Below are 17,913 nucleotides of genomic sequence, written 5' to 3' on the forward strand. Positions count from 1 at the left end.
ACAGATAGTCGGTCAGAACGGCAGTTGCAGCTCAGGCTCTACCCGCAGCAACTGGGTGCGGAAAACATCCTTGATACGTTGTAACTCGGCGTCGCTGTCGGCCTCGAAACGCAGCACCAGCACCGGCGTGGTGTTGGATGCACGAACCAGGCCCCAGCCGTGGGCGTAGTCGACCCGCACACCGTCGATGGTGGTCAGGTTGGCTTCGCCCCAGTCGGCATCGCGTTGCAGTGCATCAATGATGCTGAATTTACCCTCGTCGGTCACATCAATATTGATTTCCGGCGTAGAAATATCGTTCGGGAAGGCGGCAAACAGGTTTTCGGCGCTCTGCTCGGTCTTGCTGAGGATCTCCAGCAGGCGCGCGGCGCTGTAGATGCCGTCGTCAAAACCGTACCAGCGTTCCTTGATGAAGATGTGACCGCTCATCTCGCCTGCCAGCAGCGAACCGGTCTGCTTCATCTTTTTCTTGATCAGCGAATGGCCGGTTTTCCACATCAAGGCGCGGCCACCGTGCTGTTCGATCAGCGGGGTCAGGCGGCGGGTGCATTTGACGTCGAAGATGATCTCGGCGCCCGGGTTGCGCGACAGCACATCCTGGGCAAACAGCATCAGCAGGCGGTCGGGGTAGACGATGCTGCCGGTGTTGGTCACCACGCCGACTCGGTCGCCGTCACCGTCGAAGGCCAGGCCGATATCGGCACCGGTTTCCTTGACCTTGGCGATCAGGTCCTCGAGGTTTTCCGGCTTGCCCGGGTCCGGGTGGTGGTTGGGGAAGTTGCCGTCGACCTCGCAGAACAGCGGGATCACTTCGCAGCCCAGGGCTTCGATCAGTTGCGGTGCAATCACACCGGCGGCGCCGTTGCCGCAGTCCACCACCACCTTGAGCTTTTTCGCCAGCTTCACATCGCCGACGATCTGCTGGAAGTAGCGGTCGAGGATCTCGACCTTTTCCACGCGGCCCTGGGCCAGCGTCAGGTCGTTGGTTTTCAGGCGGGTCAGCAGGGCCTGGATCTGTTCGTTGGCCAGGGTGTCACCGGCGATGACGATCTTGAAACCGTTGTAGTCCGACGGGTTATGGCTGCCGGTCAGCATCACACCAGACTTGCCGGCCAGCACGTTGGCGGCGTAGTACAGCGCCGGGGTGGGCACCAGGCCGACGTCGCTGACATGGCAGCCCGCATCGACCAGGCCTTTGATCAGCTGTTCCACCAGCATCGGGCCTGACAGGCGGCCATCGCGCCCTACCGAAACCTGCGGTTCGCCCTGGGCCAGGCTTTGTGCGCCGATGGCGCGGCCGATCCAGTAGGCGGTTTCGGCGTGAAGGGTCTTGCCGACCACGCCGCGTATGTCATAAGCGCGGAAAATGCTGTCGGGCAATGCGGCGGGGACCAGGTGGGCCATGTCGTTCATCTCTGGAAACTCCATTAGTCAAAGGCTTTCTGGGCTGGCGCAAACTGAACGCTTGGACGGTGGTTTCGCCAGAGAGTTCGCCATCCTTGGCCTGAACGGTCATTTGCCGGCTCAGTGGCTACCGGAGTGACCGAAGCCGCCAGCGCCACGCTGGCTTTCGTCGAACGCTTCGACGATGTCGAAGTGAGCCTGTACCACCGGTACCAGCACCAGCTGGGCGATGCGCTCGCCAACCGCGATGGTGAACGGCGTGTTGCCGCGGTTCCAGCACGACACCATCAGCTCGCCCTGGTAGTCCGAATCGATCAGGCCGACCAGGTTGCCCAGCACGATGCCGTGCTTATGGCCCAGGCCTGAGCGCGGCAGGATGACTGCCGCCAGGCCCGGGTCGCCGATGTAGATCGACAGGCCGGTAGGAATCAGGATGGTCTGGCCCGGTTCGAGGATGGTGTCTTCCTTGAGCAGGGCGCGCAGGTCGAGGCCGGCGGAGCCGGGGGTGGCGTACGCGGGTAGCGGGAATTCGCTGCCCAGGCGTGGGTCGAGGATCTTGGCTTGAAGAGCGTGCATGTAACTTATTGAACCTGGTTGAGCCGTTCGGCGATGAAGGCGACCAGTTGCCGGGCGATCTTGCCCTTGCTGGTCTGCGCGAAGAGAGTCTGGTGCTGCTGGCGGTCGATCACGGTCAAGGCGTTTTCTTCGCTGTTGAAGCCGATGCTGGGGTTGGCCACATCATTGGCGACGATCAGGTCGAGGTTCTTGTCCTTGAGCTTGCGCGTGGCGTAATCGAGCAGGTGCTCGGTTTCGGCGGCAAAGCCGACGCTGAATGGGCGGTCGGCGCGGCCAGCAATGGTGGCAAGGATATCGGGATTGCGCACCATCTGCAGCAGCATGCCGTCGCCGGTCGTAGGATCTTTCTTCAGTTTTTGTGTGGCAACCACTTCGGGGCGGTAGTCCGCAACCGCTGCCGAGGCAATGAACAGGTCGCACGGCATGGCCGCTTCACAGGCCGCGAGCATGTCCCGCGCGCTGACGACGTCGATGCGGCTGACCCGGTCAGGGGTTGGCAAGTGCACCGGACCCGTGACGAGGGTCACCCGAGCCCCTGCTTCGGCGGCCGCTTCGGCCAGGGCGAAGCCCATCTTGCCGGAGCTATGATTGGTGATGTAGCGCACCGGGTCGATGTTTTCCTGGGTCGGCCCGGCGGTGATCAGCACGTGCTTGCCGGTCAGTGCCTGGCGCTTGAAGCTTTCTGCGGCGCACCAGGCCAGGTCTGTGGCTTCGAGCATGCGCCCCAGGCCGACGTCACCACAGGCCTGGCTGCCGGATGCCGGGCCGAACACCTGAATGCCACGGCTCTTGAGCAGCTCGAGGTTGGCCTGGGTGGCCGGGTCACGCCACATGGCCTGGTTCATCGCCGGCGCCACGGCGACGGTAGCGTCAGTGGCCAGCACCAGCGTGGTCAGCAGGTCGTCTGCCATGCCCTGAGCCATGCGTGCCATGAGGTCGGCGGTGGCAGGGGCGATCAGCACCAGGTCTGCCCACTTGGCCAGTTCGATATGGCCCATGGCTGCTTCGGCGGCCGGGTCGAGCAGGTCCATGTGCACCGGGTGGCCCGACAGCGCCTGCAGGGTCAGCGGGGTGATGAATTCGGCACCACCGCGGGTCATGACGACGCGCACCTGCGCGCCGTGCTCCAGGAGACGGCGAATCAGCTCGGCGCTTTTGTAGGCGGCAATGCCGCCACCCACGCCGAGAACGATGCGCTTGCGATACAGCCGCTGCATAGGCTTGCCTTTTTCCAGTGAGAGCGGGCGACGACGTTTGAAATGCCTGCGGCGGAACGTCGCATGTACGAGGCGAAATAGATTAACACACGGCCGAAAAGGGCCGCAGCAAAGGCAGAGAGGCGGGATGAATATCAGGGAGTGGCCGGCGGAAGAACGGCCCAGGGAGAAGTTGTTGCAGCGAGGGGCAGGGAGCCTGACAGATACGGAGCTGCTGGCCGTTTTTCTCGGCTCAGGCGTACGTGGGCGTAATGTCGTGGAGCTTTCGCGAGGCTTGTTGGTGAAGTTTGGCAGCTTGCGCCGGTTGCTGGAGGCCGACCGCGAGGCCTTCGTCGGTGAGCTTGGGTTGGGCCCGGTGAGGTACAGCCAACTGCAGGCACTGCTTGAGATCGGCCGCAGGCACCTTGCGACGTCGATTGAGCGGGAGTCTGCCATGGACAGCCCGGCAGCGGTGCGACGCTACTTGAAAGCCATGCTCAGGCATGAGGCCAGCGAGGTGTTCGGGTGTCTGTTTCTCGATACCAAGCACCGGCCACTGGCATTTGAGATCCTGTTCAGGGGCACGATAGATCGGGCGAGTGTCTATCCGCGAGAGGTGGTGCGGCGGGCGTTGGTGCACAACGCTGCGGCATTGATCCTGTGCCACAACCATCCTTCAGGGATCAGTGAACCGAGTCAGGACGATGTGCATTTGACCCTGTCGTTGAAGCGGGGGCTGGCGTTGATCGATGTGCGGGTGCTGGATCACATCATCATTGGTGATGGGGAGCCGTTGTCGATGGTCGAGCATGGGTGGATTGTGGCGTAGGCAGGTCAATGGGGTCAGGGGTAGCAGGCGCCTGTCTTGAGGTTTGTGGTGCCTGGGAGATCGAGCGCCGCCCGCGCGGCGCATCGCGAGCGAAGCTCGCTCCTACATCTGTTTCGGGCCAGTAACGCCTGCGCCAGCGTGCGCGACCGCCTTGTTTGTCCGGCACGATATCGAGGTGGACACCAAGGCGCCGCGCGTCTCTCTACCAGGAATAACTGGCCCGAAACAGATGTAGGAGCGAGCTTCGCTCGCGATGCGCCGCGCGGGCGGCGCTCGATCTCCCAGGCACCACAAACCTCAAGGCGGGCACCCCAGAACTTACTTGCTCACTGTCACCTTGCTGAAATCCAGCCGCCCGAACGGGCTCACCTGGTACCCCTCGACGCCTTGGCGCAGCAAGGTCGCCGCCGTCGGGTGCGCCAGTGGCACCCACAGCGCCTGCTGCTGGATCAGTGTCTGCGCCTGCTGGTACAGCCGGCTGCGCACGCTCTGGTCGTTGGTGGTGCGCCCGGCGCTGATCAGTTGGTCGAGGCGGCTGTCGCAGAAGCGTGCGAAGTTGGTCCCTGACTCGACCGCCGCACAGGAAAACTGCGGGCTGAGGAAGTTGTCCGGATCGCCGTTGTCACCTGCCCAGCCCATGAACAGCAAGTCATGCTCGCCGGCCTTGGCGCGGCGGATAAGCTCGCCCCATTCGATCACGCGGATTTCTGCCTTGATACCAATCTTCGCCAGGTCGGCTTGCAGCATCTGCGCGCCAAGGCTGGGGTTGGGGTTGAGCAGGCTACCCGAGGGCCGGGTCCAGATGGTGGTACTGAAGCCTTCGGCCAGCCCGGCCTTGGCCAGCAAGGCTTTGGCTTTCTTCAGGTCCAGCGGGTAGCCAGGCAGGTCCTTGGCGTAGCTCCAGGTGTTGGGCGGATAGGGGCCGTTGGCCGCCACTGCAGAGTCTTCGAACACGGCCTTGAGGTAGGCCTGCTTGTCGAAGGCCAGGTTGATGGCCTGGCGCACTTCCGGCTTGTTCAGGGGTGGGTGCTGGCTGTTGATGGCGACGAAGGCAGTCATGAATGCCGGTGTAGTGGCCACCTTGAGATTACCGTCCTTGCCCGCTTCGGCAATGTCCAGCGGCTTGGGCGACAAGGCAACCTGGCACTCGCCACGCTTGAGCTTCTGCAGGCGAACGTTGGCATCGGTGGTGATGGCGAAGATCAGCGGGTCGACCGCCGGCTTGCCGGCGAAGTAGTCCGGGTTGGCGCGGTAGCGCACCACGGCGTCTTTCTGGAAACGCTGGAACACGAACGGCCCGGTACCGATCGGTTGGCTGTTCAGCTTCTCCGGCGTGCCGGCCTTCAGCAGTTTGTCGGCGTATTCGGCGGAGTAGATCGAGGCGAAGCCCATGCTCAGGGTGGCCAGGAAGGTGGCGTCCGGGTGGCTGAGGGTGAAGCGCACGGTGTTCGGCGCCGGTGCATCGATCGCCTTGATCAGGCTGCCCAGCTGCAGCGACTGGGCGTGCGGGTAGCCGCCCGGCGCAGTCTTGTGCCAGGCATGGGCCGGGTAGAGCATGCGCTGGAAGCTGAACAGCACATCGTCGGCATTCAGCTTGCGGCTTGGCTTGAAATAGGCGGTGCTGTGAAACTTCACGTCATCGCGCAGGGTGAAGTCATACACCAGGCCGTCGTCCGACACCGTCCAGCTGGTCGCCAGGCTGGGCACCACCTTGCCTTGCGCCGCGTCGAACTCCACCAGGCGGTTCATCAGCACGTCGGCGGTGGCGTTGGTGGTGGTGAGCGAATTGTACTGCACCACGTCGAAGCCTTCGGGGCTGGCCTCGCTGCAAACACTCAGCGGAGCGGCCTGGGCAACGCCGGCGGCGAACAGGGAGGTGAACAATAAGGAAAGTGCGGCGGCACGCATGGTGGCTCCTTGGCTGTCAGTGGCCCATCTGCCAGTGCAGTCTGGAAAAAGCCTACCCTAGTGCGCCCGCCGGCAAATGACCACACCCTTTTTTGCAAATCTTGCGACGAGCGGTCGACGACTGGCGGGGCCTGCCGCTATGCTGGCCCGGCGCGTTCTGGAGTGCGGCAATGTGCATCTACTGTTGTTGCAGCCAAGTCTTTCTGGTATAAAGCAGCGCTCTTTTCTAGGGGCTCGGCCTGTCGCATAAGCGGATCCGGTCGATAAGACCTCCAGAATCACGGCGCCCTGGCGCCAAAGACTGAGAGATTAAGCGGCCAACCCATGCCGGGTTGGGCATGTGGTTTTAGAGGGCTGAGTCATGTCGAGAGTCTGTCAAGTTACTGGTAAGGGTCCAGTAACCGGGAACAACATTTCCCACGCAAACAACAAAACCCGTCGTCGTTTCCTGCCGAACCTGCAGCACCACCGTTTCTGGGTTGAATCCGAGAAGCGTTTCGTGCGTCTGCGCGTTTCCGCCAAAGGCATGCGTATCATCGACAAGCGCGGCATCGACGCCGTTCTGGTTGACATCCGTAAAGCTGGCGCCAAGGTTTAAGGGAGAGCATCATGCGTGAATTGATCCGTCTGGTTTCGAGTGCCGGTACCGGCCACTTCTACACCACCGACAAGAACAAGCGCACCACCCCGGACAAAATCGAGATCAAGAAATATGATCCGGTTGTTCGCAAGCACGTGGTGTACAAGGAAGCCAAGATCAAGTAATTGATCGGCAACCTGAAAAAACCCGCATCCGAAAGGAGGCGGGTTTTTTTATGTCTGCTGCGGGGTCAGTTGAAGTCGAAGCCCTGGATCAGTAGGTCGGCGCCGGCCCTGATCTGGATGCGCTCGACGTCGTACTCGCGGGTGGACATCTCGTTGGGGCCAACTACCCGGGGGCGGCCGGTGAGGGTGCGGATGGTGTCTTTGAGCGCTGGCGCGTAAGGGGTGCCGACCAGGTGGGCAAGGGTTCGAAGCACTTCTTCGTTGGTCATGGTGTTCTTCCTGATGAAGTTGGATGGCCCGACATGGGCAGGGCCATCCTCACGCATGCCTGCGGACTGCCTGCGCTACATAGATACTTCTGCGGTTACTTCTGCTCGAACATCACATAGATCTTGCGGCACGGCTCCAGCACTTCCCAGGTGCCCTTGAAGCCGGCGGGGATGACAAACCGATCGCCGGCACGCAAGGTCTTCGACCCGCCGTCCTGGTCGCGCAGCACCGAAACACCATGGATGATCTCGCAGTATTCGTGCTCGGTGTAATTCACCACCCATTGGCCCACCTCACCTTCCCATACGCCGGCGGCAAACTGCCCGCACGGGCTGGAATAATGGTTGTAGACCGCCTGGTCCGGCTCGCCCTTGAGAATTTTCTCTGCTGCCGGGCGGTAGCGTTCGGCTTCGGTGATGACCTGCGCGAAGTCGATGATGCTGTCAATACTCATGGTTCGGCTCCTGTTGTTGTTTAATAAAATGAACATCAGTAGGCTTTTGAGCCTCCCGTGTCAAATATATTGATAGTTTACACCGGCTGGTTTAGGGTATCGCTTGCCAGTGTGCGCTCGGCGCACGGCCAGAATTCTGACAACGCCTGTGAGTCCTCAGTGCGGCGTTGCACCTAAACAAGAGGAGGAGTTTCGTATGACCACCCTGACCCGTGCGGACTGGGAACAACGTGCCCAGCAACTGAAGATCGAAGGCCGTGCCTTCATCAACGGCGAATACACCGATGCCGCATCCGGTGAAACCTTCGAGTGCCTGAGCCCGGTCGACGGACGCTTCCTGGCCAAGGTTGCCAGCTGCGACCTGGCCGATGCCAACCGCGCTGTGGAAAATGCCCGTGCCACCTTCAACTCCGGTGTGTGGTCGCAGCTGGCCCCCGCCAAGCGCAAGGCCAAGCTGATCCGCTTTGCCGACCTGCTGCGCAAGAACGTCGAAGAGCTGGCACTGCTGGAAACGCTGGATATGGGCAAGCCGATCGGTGACTCCTCCAGTATCGATATCCCGGGGGCGGCCAATGCCATCCACTGGACAGCCGAAGCCATCGACAAGGTCTACGACGAAGTCGCCCCGACCCCGCACGACCAGCTTGGCCTGGTTACCCGCGAAGCAGTGGGTGTGGTCGGTGCCATCGTACCGTGGAACTTCCCGCTGCTGATGGCCTGCTGGAAGCTCGGCCCGGCGCTGGCCACCGGTAACTCGGTCGTGCTCAAGCCGTCCGAAAAATCGCCGCTGACCGCCATCCGCATCGCCCAGCTGGCGATCGAAGCTGGCATCCCGGCTGGCGTGCTGAACGTGCTGCCAGGCTACGGCCACACCGTGGGCAAGGCGCTGGCCCTGCACATGGACGTCGATACCCTGGTGTTCACCGGTTCGACCAAGATCGCCAAGCAGCTGATGGTTTATGCGGGCGAGTCGAACATGAAGCGCATCTGGCTGGAAGCCGGCGGCAAGAGCCCGAACATCGTCTTTGCCGACGCCCCGGACCTGCAGGCTGCCGCCGAGGCTGCTGCCAGCGCCATCGCCTTCAACCAGGGCGAAGTGTGCACCGCAGGCTCCCGCCTGCTGGTCGAGCGTTCGATCAAGGACAAGTTCCTGCCGATGGTGGTAGAAGCCCTGAAAGGCTGGAAACCAGGCAACCCGCTGGATCCACAGACCACTGTCGGTGCTCTGGTCGATACTCAGCAGATGAACACCGTGCTGTCTTACATCGAGGCTGGCCACAAGGATGGTGCCAAGCTGCTGGCCGGCGGCAAGCGCACCCTGGAAGAGACCGGCGGCACCTACGTTGAGCCGACCATCTTCGACGGCGTGACCAACGCCATGCGCATTGCTCAGGAAGAAATCTTCGGCCCGGTGCTGTCGGTGATTGCCTTCGACACCGCCGAAGAGGCCGTCGCCATTGCCAACGACACGCCGTATGGCCTGGCGGCGGGTATCTGGACTTCGGATATTTCCAAAGCCCACAAGACCGCCCGTGCCGTGCGTGCTGGCAGCGTCTGGGTCAACCAGTACGATGGTGGCGACATGACCGCGCCGTTCGGTGGTTTCAAACAGTCGGGTAACGGCCGTGACAAGTCGCTGCACGCGCTGGAGAAATACACTGAGCTGAAGGCGACCTGGATCAAGCTGTAATCCAGTAGGTCCTTTTCGCGGGCAAGCCCGCTCCGGCAGGTCTTCGCGACCGTTGCGGGAGCGGGCTTGCCCGCGAATGGGCCTCTAGAAACATTGGCTGGGAGGCTGCAATGCGTTGGGGTACCTACTTCGCCGTACTGGCATCGGTGCTCAGTGTCGGGCTGGCGCTCGGCGTGAGCATGCCGCTGGTGTCCCTGCGCCTGGAGGCCTGGGGCTACGGCAGCTTCGCTATCGGCGTGATGGCGGCAATGCCGGCGTTGGGTGTGCTGGCAGGGGCCAGCCTGGCCAGCCGCCTGGCAGGCTGGGTTGGCGTGCCTTCGGCGATGCGCCTGTGCCTATGGGGTGGGGCACTGTCGATTGGCCTGCTCGCGCTGCTGCCGAGTTACCCGTTGTGGCTGCTGCTGCGGCTGATGATTGGCATGTCCCTGACCGTGGTGTTCATCCTCGGCGAAAGCTGGATCAACCAACTGGTGGTCGAACAGTGGCGTGGCCGGTTGGTGGCGCTGTATGGCAGCAGCTACGCCCTGAGCCAACTGGCCGGGCCGTTGGTGCTGGGCTTCCTCGGCTCTGATGACGACTTCGGCTTCTGGGCAGCGACCGGCCTGCTGCTGGCCGCGCCGCTGGTTCTGCTGGGGCGTGGTGGAGCACCGAGCACAGAGGCCTGCAGTGTCACCTTTGGCGACCTGTTCGGCTTCTGCCGACGCTTGCCGGTAATTGCCTGGGCCATTGCCCTGTTCGCCTCGTTCGAGGCGATGATCCTCACTTTGCTGCCGGTGTACTGCCTGCAGCAGGGCTTCACCACCGAAATCGCCTTGTTCATGGTAAGTACCGTGGTGGTGGGTGATGCGGTGCTGCAGTTGCCCATCGGCGCGCTGGCCGACCATATGTCGCGACGCACCCTGTTCACTGGCTGTGCGGTGACGCTGCTGGTGTCCAGCCTGGCGATCCCGCTGCTGTTGCACACACCGGTTATCTGGCCACTGTGGGTGTTGTTCGGCGCCAGTGCCGGCGGCTTGTTCACCTTGTCGCTGGTGCTGATCGGTGAGCGCTACCGCGATGATGAGCTGGTGCGGGCCAATGCCCACGTAGCACAGCTGTGGGGTATTGGCTGTTTGCTCGGGCCGTTGTTGGCGGGTGCGGGGAGCCAGTGGATCAGCGGGCATGCGTTGCTGTTCCTGATGGCGGCCGGGGCTGCGGGGTTGGTGGTATTGACCCGACGGCGCGGAGCCTTTGAGCCGGTTTCTGCCTGATGGTTTTTGGGGCTCCAAGGCCCCTCGGCAATCTCAGCTACAGCATCTTCTCCAAGCCAACCGCCTTGCTGATCCAGGCATTGAGCCGCCGCCAGATCCCACCCGGCTCAGACGTCAGCATGTGCCGTTGGCCATTGTCCTCGGTCGCCCACACCAGTTTGTTACCTATCAGTTTCACCTGATAGCTCAGCGCGGGCGCCATACCCTGCTGGGCCAGCTCGCGGGTGTATTCGGCCAGCTCCGGGCTGTCCACCAGTACCCCAACCTCGGTGTTCCACAACACTGAGCGCGGGTCGAAGTTGAATGAGCCGATGAAGGTCTTGCGCCGATCGAGCACGATCGCCTTGGTGTGCAGGCTCGAATCCGAGCTGCCACGGAAACTCAATCGCCCTGCGCTGGGGTCGCCTGGCTGGCGGCGAAGCTCGTAAAGTTGCACCCCGTGCTCAAGCAAGGCACGACGATAGGGTGCATAGCCGCCATGCACCGCCGGCACGTCGGTGGCTTCCAGCGAGTTGGTCAGCAGCTTCACCGAAACGCCAGCGTCGGCGCGGCCGGTCAGGTAAAGCAGCCCCGGTTCGCGCGGCACAAAGTAGGCCGATGCCAGGACCAACTCATGGTGCACGTTAGCCAGGTCCGGTGCCAGTTGCTGGCTCAGCAGTAATTGCGGGTCCGGTTCGTCTTCGGCCAACACCTTGCTGGGTGCATCCCATAGCGCCTGGGCGTGAGCCCAGATCAGCTCGTTGCGCCACACGGCCAGGCGCGGCTGCGACTGGTAGGCCATCAAGCGGTCGTACAGGGCCTTGCGCTGGGTTCTGGCTTCGGCCAACGATACTTCCAGGCGATGGCGGCTGGCACGCAGGTCGTTGGCATCCGGGGCCTGCCAGAGGAAGTCGGTGATCGGCCGGCTGAGGGCACTGTTCCAGTACTGGTCGAAGCTGTGCCCCAGCTGCTCGGCCACCGGGCCCACGCCCAGCAGGTCGATGTCGGTGAAGTTGAGGTTGGGCTCGGCATCGAAATACTCGTCGCCAAGGTTGCGCCCGCCGACGATGGCCATGCTGTTGTCCACCAGGAACAGCTTGTTGTGCATGCGCCGGTGCTGGCGCGACAAGTTGAACAGCCGGCCCAGGGCGCGCGTAACGCCGGTACTGCGCCCCAGATGCAGCGGGTTGAACACGCGGATCTGGATGTTCGGGTGGGCATCGAGGGTGCCCATGATGGTGTCCAGGCCGTCGCTGGTGGTGTCGTCGAGCAGGATGCGCACGCGCACGCCACGGTCGGCGGCGCGCAGCAGTTCATGCACAAGGGCGCGAGTACTGAGGCCGTCGTGGACGATGTAGTACTGCAGGTCGATACTCGCCTGGGCGTTGCGGATCAGTTCGGCGCGGGCGCGAAATGCCTCGTTGCTGTTGGGCAGCAGGCGGAAGCCCGAGCGGCCGCCATAGGGCGCGGCCTGGCGCAATACCGAGCGGCCAAAGGCCGAGTCGTTGGCAGGCAGCGCCTGACTGGTTTCGCGGGGCGCACTGATGCTTGTGCAGCCGGCAAGGCCGAGCAACAGCACCAGCAGCAGAGGCAAGGCTCGCTGGAGTCTCAAGGGTAGGACCGTCCTGTGCAGCAAGGGCTTTAGGGGTTTGACCGTGACGGGCGGCGCAAAGTTACGCGTCGGCGCTTTCTTCATCCAGTAGACGAAGGGCGGCTTCACCTACCTTGCGTACGGAGGCTTCGATTTGCGGCGTTGGCCTGGCGGCGAAGTTCATGCGCAGGCAGTGGCGGAACTTGCCCGAGGCCGAAAAGATGCTGCCCACGGCAACCTGCACGCCCTGTTCCAGTAAAGCGCGGTTCAGCCGAAGCGTATCGAGATGTTCGGGTAGCTCCACCCACAGCATGAAGCCCCCCTGGGGCCGGCTGACCCGGGTGCCCGCCGGGAAATAGCGGGTCACCCAGTCGCTCATCAGGTCGCGGCCACGCTGGTACTGGCTGCGCATGCGCCGCACATGGGGCTGGTAGTACCCTCCGGCGATGAAGTCAGCGATGGCCAGCTGAGGCTGGCTGGCCGTACTCCCGGTGCTGATGTACTTCATGTGCAGTACTCGTTCCAGATAGCGCCCGGGCGCCACCCAGCCGATCCGCAGGCCGGGTGCGAGGGTTTTGGAGAACGAACTACAGAGCAGCACGCGGCCATCGTCGTCGAACGATTTGAGGGTGCGTGGGCGGGGGTAGGTATACGCCAGGTCGCCGTACACATCATCTTCCAGTATCGCCACGTCATAGCGTTGGGCCAGGCTCAGCAGGGCCTTCTTGCGTGCCTCGGGCATGATGTAGCCCAGCGGGTTGTTGCAGCTTGGGGTGATCTGGATGAGTTTGATCGGCCACTGCTCCAGGGCCAGCTCAAGCGCTTCCAGGCTGATGCCGGTGACCGGGTCGGTGGGGATTTCCAGCGCTTTCATGCCCAAGCCCTTGAGGGTTTGCATGGCGCCGTGGAAGCTGGGCGAGTCGACCGCGACGATGTCGCCTGGCTCGCAGACCGCGCGGATGCTGCAAGACAGCGCCTCATGGCAGCCGGTTGTGATCACCAGGTCGGCCGGCCCCAGTCGGCAGCCGGAGTCGAGCATCAGCCGGGCCACCTGTTCGCGCAGGGCCAGGTGGCCGTGGATGTTGTCGTAGTACAGGCCAGGCATGTCCTGGCGCCGGCTCAACTGGGCGAGGCTGCGCAGCAGCGGCTTCAGGGTAGGGCTGTCGATGTCGGGCATGCCGCGGCCGAGTTGCACCACATCCTGGCGCGGCGTGCTGCGCACCAGTTCCAGTACCTGTTCCCACTGCGAGATGTCCACCGGGCGCTGGGCCGGGCGGCTGACCGCAGGCAGGGCCGGCAGGTGACGGTGGTCGCTGACAAAGTAGCCGGACTTGGGCCGTGGCGAGACCATGCCGCTGTCTTCGAGCATGCGATAGGCCTGCTGCACGGTGCTCAGGCTGACCCCGTGCTCCTCACTCAGTGCGCGCACAGACGGCAGGCGCTGGCCGGGGCGATAGAGGCCCTGCTCGATGCGGGCGCCGAGTATTTCGGCGAGATTCAGGTAGAGGGTCACGGCATACTCCTGCGCTGCATTGGCATAGCGACCGGTACAGTTGGCCCGAAAATACAGCATTCAGTCGGCCGTCGGCCAATTCTGTATGGGAATAATAAGGCTGTATTGGATCTGTATTGCTGATGGTGCCGACGCGCATGCTTTCTCCACGGTAACAACTGAACGGGAGGATGCGGTGATGGGTGGCATGAGCGATGTGCGCTTGCAACTGTTGGCCAAGGAGCTGGAAGCCGGGCAGCAGGCCAAGGTGTTCAACGCGCCGGAGGGTTTGGGGCGTTGGGGGCTGATGCTGCATCGCTGGCATACCCGCAGGGCGTTGCTGCAGCTGACCGATGACGAGCTGCGCGATGTCGGGCTGAGCTCGGAGCAGGCCCGGATCGAAGGGCGGAAAGCCTTCTGGAAGGACTGACAGGGTGGTCGCTGGAGGGCCTGTTGTGCCCCAGACTTGAAACTTGCACCGACCCTGTGTGCGGGCATGCCCGCGAAGCAGGCGTCGCGGAGGATGGCACGGGCTTCGCCCGTGTTCGCGGGCACGCCCGCTCCCTCAGGGGGCTAGTCAGCTTTTAGATTTTAAGCAAGACAGTTGCTGCCACAAGGATGGGGACTTTCAGGCCAGCTCTTTCAGACGATGCCACAGCATCCCCAATGCCAGCAGTGGCGAGCGCAGGTGCTTGCCGCCAGGGAAGGTGATGTGAGGCACCTTGTTGAAAAGGTCGAAGCGCCCGCTTTCCTGGCCACTGATGGCTTCACCCAGCAGGCGCGCGGCCAGGTGGGTGGCGTTGAGCCCATGGCCAGAGTAGGCCTGGGCGTAATACACGTTCGGCTGGCTGGCCAGGCGGCCAACCTGTGGCAGGCGGTTGGCACCAATGCCGATCATGCCGCCCCACTGGTAGTCGATGCGCACGTCGGCAAGCTGCGGGAACACCTTGAGCATCTTCGGCTGCATGTAGGCGGCGATGTCCTTCGGGTCGCGGCCTGAATAGTGGCAGGCACCGCCAAACAGCAGGCGGTGGTCGGCGGACAGGCGGTAGTAGTCCAGCGCCACGCGCTGGTCACACACCGCCATGTTCTGCGGCAGCAATGCGCGTGCGCGTTCTTCGCCCAGCGGCTCGGTGGCAATGATGTAGCTACCGGCCGGCAGCACCTTGCCGCCCAGTTCGCGGTTGAGGTCGTTGTGGTAGGCGTTGCAGCACAGTACCAGGGTCTTGGCGCGTACTCGGCCTTGTGCGGTATGTACCTGCACTTCAGGGCCATAGTCTATGCGGGTAACCTCGGACTGCTCGAACAGCTTCACGCCCAGACGGCTGGCCACGGCCGCTTCACCCAGCGCCAGGTTGAGCGGGTGCAAGTGCCCAGAGCCCATGTCGATCAGCCCGCCCACATAGCAATCGGCGCCGACCACGCTGTGGATATCGTCCTTGCCGACCAGCCGCAGCTCATGCTCATAGCCCAGGCTGCGCAGTTCCTCGGCGTCTTCTGCAAAGCCCAGCAGCTCGACGGGTTTGTTGGCCAGGTCGCAGTAGCCCCAGGCCAGGTCGCAGGCGATGGCATGCTTTTCCACCCGCTCGCGCACGATCTGTACGGCCTCCAGGCCCATCAGCTTCAGGGTGCGCACGCCTTCCTCGCCGATGACCGGGAGAAACTGCTCCAGGCCATGGCCGACCCCACGGATCAGTTGCCCGCCATTGCGCCCACTGGCGCCCCAGCCAAGTTTGCGCGCTTCCAGCAGGATGACCGAGAAACCACGCTCGGCCAGCTCGATGGCGGTGTTCAGGCCCGAGTAACCGCCGCCGATGATGCACACGTCGGCGTTGTGTTCGCCTTGCAGGAAGGCGTGGTCGGGGTGTGGCGCGCTGCTGGCGGCGTAATAGGAGGCGGCGTGCTGCGCGCTGTGGATCATCGGGGCGGCCCTGAAAAATGGAGGGGGGACGAGGATAAGCTGTGCCATCGCGGCCGGGCAACCAGCGAGGGCTGCATCCTCGTTCGCGGGTGGAGCCGCGAATAAGCCTATAATCCAATCACTTTTGTCAGCTTGTATCCCGTCATGTCCTGTAACCGCCACAAGATCCACTTCCTGCGCGAACTCATCCCTTCATTCGAGTGCGAGCCCGGCTGCCATGACTGCTGCGGCCCGGTCACCACCTCGGCGGAGGAAATGGCCCGCCTGCCGCGCAAGTCCCAGGCGGAGCAGGACGCTGCTCTGGAGCGCCTGGACTGCGTGCACCTGGGCCCCAACGGCTGCACGGTGTATGAAGAGCGGCCGATGATCTGCCGGCTGTTCGGTACCACCCCGCGCATGGCCTGCCCGCGTGGTCGTGGCCCTGAGACGATGATCGACCCTGCCGCTGAACAGTTGGTCCACCAATTCATTGCCACCACCCGCCAGGTGCTGGTCTAGCCTCAGTCCGGGATCGGCAGGCAGAGGCTTTCCTTCACCTCTTCCATCACGATGTAGCTCTTCGATTCGCGCACGTGCGGCAGTTTCAGCAGGATGTCCCCGAGCAGCTTGCGGTACGAAGCCATTTCCGAAATACGCGCTTTTACCAGGTAGTCGAAGTCGCCCGACACCAGGTGGCATTCCAGCACGTGGGGCAGCTTCAAGACCGCGCGGCGGAACTCCTCGAAGGTGTCGCCCGACTTGTAGTCCAGGCTGATTTCCACGAACACCAGCAGGCTGCCTTTGAGGTGCTGCGGGTTCAGGCGGGCGTTGTAGCCCATGATGATGCCCTCGCGCTCCAGGCGGCGAACCCGCTCGGTGCAAGGGGTGGTGGACAGCCCAACTTTCTCGCCCAGTTCGGTGAAGGAAATACGCCCGTCATTCTGCAGGATACGCAGGATGTTACGGTCGATCTTGTCCAGTTCACGCTTGGTCTGGTGCTGGGTTCTCATAGGGGATGCCCCTCCGTGAAAGGCGTTTTTGCCGAGAATTCTCGCCAATAATAGGCTTTTATATAGTGAATTGCACTGGTCTCAAATTCCTATACTGCGCTCATTCATGCCATTTCAATAAAAGTGTGCGGCGCGCCGCGTGTGAGGGATAAAACGATGCGAGTTCTGGTACTTGGTAGCGGTGTAATCGGAACCGCCAGTGCCTACTACCTGGCCCGGCAAGGTTTCGAAGTCACGGTGGTCGACCGCCAGCCGGCGGTGGCCATGGAAACCAGCTTTGCCAACGCCGGCCAGATCTCGCCCGGCTATGCCTCGCCCTGGGCTGCCCCAGGTGTACCGCTCAAAGCCATCAAATGGCTGCTGGAGCGTCACGCCCCCTTGGCCATCAAGCTCACGGGCGACGTCGATCAGTACCTGTGGATGGCACAGATGCTGCGCAACTGCACCGCCAGCCGTTACGCGGTGAACAAGGAGCGTATGGTGCGCCTGTCCGAGTACAGCCGTGACTGCCTCGACGAGCTGCGCGCCGAAACCGGCATCAACTACGAAAACCGCAGCCTGGGCACCACCCAGCTGTTCCGCACCCAGGCCCAGGTCGATGCTGCGGCCAAGGATATTGCCGTACTCGAACAGTCCGGTGTGCCCTACGAGCTGCTCGATCGCGACGGCATTGCCCGCGTCGAACCCGCCCTGGCCGGCGTGAAAGATATCCTGGCCGGCGCCCTGCGCCTGCCGAACGACCAGACTGGCGACTGCCAGCTGTTTACCACCAAGCTCGCCGACATGGCGTTGAAGCTGGGCGTGGAGTTCCGCTTCGGCCAGGATATCCAGCGCCTGGACTTCGCCGGTGACCGCATCAATGGCGTATGGATCGACGGCAAGCTGGAGACGGCAGACCGCTATGTGCTGGCGCTGGGCAGCTACTCGCCACAGATGCTCAAGCCACTGGGCATCAAGGCCCCGGTGTACCCGCTGAAAGGTTATTCGCTGACCGTGCCGATCACCAACAGCGACATGGCCCCGACTTCGACCATTCTCGACGAGACCTACAAGGTTGCCATCACCCGTTTCGACAACCGCATCCGCGTTGGGGGCATGGCTGAAATCGCCGGTTTTGACCTGTCGCTGAACCCGCGCCGGCGCGAAACGCTGGAGATGATCGTCAACGACCTTTATCCTCGCGGCGGTGACCTGAGCCAGGCCAGCTTCTGGACCGGCTTGCGCCCGGCGACCCCGGACGGTACGCCGATCGTGGGTGCCACGGCGTTCCGCAACCTGTTCCTGAACACCGGTCACGGTACCTTGGGCTGGACCATGGCGTGCGGTTCCGGTCGCTTGCTGGCCGACCTGATTGCGCGCAAGAAGCCGCAGATCAGTGCCGAAGGCCTGGATATTTCCCGATATGGCAATAGCCGGGAAGTGGCCAAGCACGGGCAAAGCGCGCCGGCTCACCAGCAGTAACAGCCTGTGCCGGCCCATTCGCGGGCTTGCCCGCTCCCACAGGAACACCACAGCTTTTGAACGCTGTGCACTACTTGTGGGAGCGGGCAAGCCCGCGAAGAATCCACCACCGATTTCAACCCGAACACCATAAGGCAG

General features: G+C 62.9%; 17 protein-coding genes and 1 pseudogene. 8 read left to right on the forward strand and 10 right to left on the reverse strand.

Going from position 1 to position 17,913, the window contains the following annotated elements:
- Positions 1–12: 12 nt before the first annotated feature.
- From ACF8EA_RS16020 to coaBC, 3 genes and pseudogenes are all read right to left on the reverse strand, one after another.
- Positions 13–1,380: pseudogene (locus ACF8EA_RS16020) on the reverse strand (phosphomannomutase/phosphoglucomutase); the annotation flags it as partial.
- A 144-nt stretch (positions 1,381–1,524) separates the two neighbouring features.
- Positions 1,525–1,980: a dUTP diphosphatase gene (gene dut, locus ACF8EA_RS16025; RefSeq protein WP_021785242.1), complete on the reverse strand. Its 456-nt coding sequence runs from the start codon at positions 1,978–1,980 to the stop codon at positions 1,525–1,527.
- Positions 1,981–1,985: 5 nt separating this feature from the next.
- Entirely contained in the window at positions 1,986–3,197 is a 1,212-nt protein-coding gene (coaBC, locus tag ACF8EA_RS16030; protein ID WP_003253409.1) for a bifunctional phosphopantothenoylcysteine decarboxylase/phosphopantothenate--cysteine ligase CoaBC, read from the reverse strand.
- Positions 3,198–3,324: 127 nt separating this feature from the next.
- Here coaBC and radC point away from each other — a divergent pair, with 127 nt between their 5' ends.
- On the forward strand, positions 3,325–4,005 hold the full coding sequence (gene radC / locus ACF8EA_RS16035) for a DNA repair protein RadC (RefSeq protein ID WP_020190327.1): 681 nt from the start codon (positions 3,325–3,327) through the stop codon (positions 4,003–4,005).
- Positions 4,006–4,323: 318 nt separating this feature from the next.
- On the opposite strand, the gene ACF8EA_RS16040 is transcribed toward radC, so the two are convergent.
- Positions 4,324–5,913, reverse strand: a complete 1,590-nt coding sequence (locus tag ACF8EA_RS16040) for an ABC transporter substrate-binding protein (RefSeq protein WP_021785240.1) — start codon at positions 5,911–5,913, stop codon at positions 4,324–4,326.
- 361 nt (positions 5,914–6,274) lie between these two features.
- On the opposite strand from ACF8EA_RS16040, the gene rpmB reads away from it, so the two are divergent.
- Both rpmB and rpmG read left to right on the forward strand, forming a co-directional pair.
- Positions 6,275–6,511 (forward strand): 50S ribosomal protein L28, encoded by a 237-nt coding sequence (gene rpmB / locus ACF8EA_RS16045; protein WP_003253504.1) that lies wholly within the window; start codon positions 6,275–6,277, stop codon positions 6,509–6,511.
- Between the two features lie 11 nt (positions 6,512–6,522).
- Positions 6,523–6,678, forward strand: coding sequence for a 50S ribosomal protein L33 (gene rpmG / locus ACF8EA_RS16050; RefSeq protein ID WP_003253507.1), 156 nt, complete (start codon positions 6,523–6,525; stop codon positions 6,676–6,678).
- Between the two features lie 65 nt (positions 6,679–6,743).
- On the opposite strand, the gene ACF8EA_RS16055 is transcribed toward rpmG, so the two are convergent.
- Both ACF8EA_RS16055 and ACF8EA_RS16060 read right to left on the reverse strand, forming a co-directional pair.
- A complete protein-coding gene (locus ACF8EA_RS16055) occupies positions 6,744–6,947 on the reverse strand; it encodes a hypothetical protein (protein ID WP_021785239.1) in 204 nt (67 codons plus the stop codon).
- A 95-nt stretch (positions 6,948–7,042) separates the two neighbouring features.
- Positions 7,043–7,402, reverse strand: coding sequence for a cupin domain-containing protein (locus tag ACF8EA_RS16060; protein WP_021785238.1), 360 nt, complete (start codon positions 7,400–7,402; stop codon positions 7,043–7,045).
- Positions 7,403–7,598: 196 nt separating this feature from the next.
- Between ACF8EA_RS16060 and ACF8EA_RS16065 the strand changes: the two genes are divergently transcribed.
- Positions 7,599–9,092: an aldehyde dehydrogenase gene (locus ACF8EA_RS16065; RefSeq protein WP_021785237.1), complete on the forward strand. Its 1,494-nt coding sequence runs from the start codon at positions 7,599–7,601 to the stop codon at positions 9,090–9,092.
- 110 nt (positions 9,093–9,202) lie between these two features.
- Positions 9,203–10,342, forward strand: a complete 1,140-nt coding sequence (locus ACF8EA_RS16070) for an MFS transporter (RefSeq protein WP_021785236.1) — start codon at positions 9,203–9,205, stop codon at positions 10,340–10,342.
- Between the two features lie 37 nt (positions 10,343–10,379).
- Here the strand turns inward: ACF8EA_RS16070 and ACF8EA_RS16075 are convergent, their stop codons facing one another.
- Both ACF8EA_RS16075 and ACF8EA_RS16080 read right to left on the reverse strand, forming a co-directional pair.
- A complete protein-coding gene (locus tag ACF8EA_RS16075) occupies positions 10,380–11,933 on the reverse strand; it encodes a phospholipase D family protein (protein ID WP_021785235.1) in 1,554 nt (517 codons plus the stop codon).
- A gap of 61 nt (positions 11,934–11,994) precedes the next feature.
- Entirely contained in the window at positions 11,995–13,425 is a 1,431-nt protein-coding gene (locus ACF8EA_RS16080) for a PLP-dependent aminotransferase family protein (protein WP_162149606.1), read from the reverse strand.
- 178 nt (positions 13,426–13,603) lie between these two features.
- Between ACF8EA_RS16080 and ACF8EA_RS16085 the strand changes: the two genes are divergently transcribed.
- Positions 13,604–13,834 carry a DUF1127 domain-containing protein gene (locus ACF8EA_RS16085; protein WP_021785233.1) on the forward strand — a complete coding sequence of 77 codons (231 nt, stop codon included), beginning with the start codon at positions 13,604–13,606 and terminating at the stop codon, positions 13,832–13,834.
- Between the two features lie 198 nt (positions 13,835–14,032).
- On the opposite strand, the gene ACF8EA_RS16090 is transcribed toward ACF8EA_RS16085, so the two are convergent.
- The gene (locus ACF8EA_RS16090) at positions 14,033–15,325 is read right to left on the reverse strand and encodes an NAD(P)/FAD-dependent oxidoreductase (protein WP_392522589.1); all 1,293 of its coding nucleotides are present in this window, start codon (positions 15,323–15,325) and stop codon (positions 14,033–14,035) included.
- A 144-nt stretch (positions 15,326–15,469) separates the two neighbouring features.
- Between ACF8EA_RS16090 and ACF8EA_RS16095 the strand changes: the two genes are divergently transcribed.
- Positions 15,470–15,823 (forward strand): YkgJ family cysteine cluster protein, encoded by a 354-nt coding sequence (locus ACF8EA_RS16095; protein WP_392522591.1) that lies wholly within the window; start codon positions 15,470–15,472, stop codon positions 15,821–15,823.
- 2 nt (positions 15,824–15,825) lie between these two features.
- Here the strand turns inward: ACF8EA_RS16095 and ACF8EA_RS16100 are convergent, their stop codons facing one another.
- Complete coding sequence (locus tag ACF8EA_RS16100) at positions 15,826–16,314, reverse strand: Lrp/AsnC ligand binding domain-containing protein (protein WP_003253520.1); 489 nt, start codon at positions 16,312–16,314, stop codon at positions 15,826–15,828.
- Between the two features lie 156 nt (positions 16,315–16,470).
- On the opposite strand from ACF8EA_RS16100, the gene dadA reads away from it, so the two are divergent.
- Entirely contained in the window at positions 16,471–17,775 is a 1,305-nt protein-coding gene (gene dadA, locus ACF8EA_RS16105; protein ID WP_010955780.1) for a D-amino acid dehydrogenase, read from the forward strand.
- Positions 17,776–17,913: the final 138 nt, after the last annotated feature.

Origin of the sequence: Pseudomonas sp. YQ_5 (assembly GCF_043103305.1) — a bacterium.
Lineage (GTDB): Bacteria > Pseudomonadota > Gammaproteobacteria > Pseudomonadales > Pseudomonadaceae > Aquipseudomonas > Aquipseudomonas putida_Y.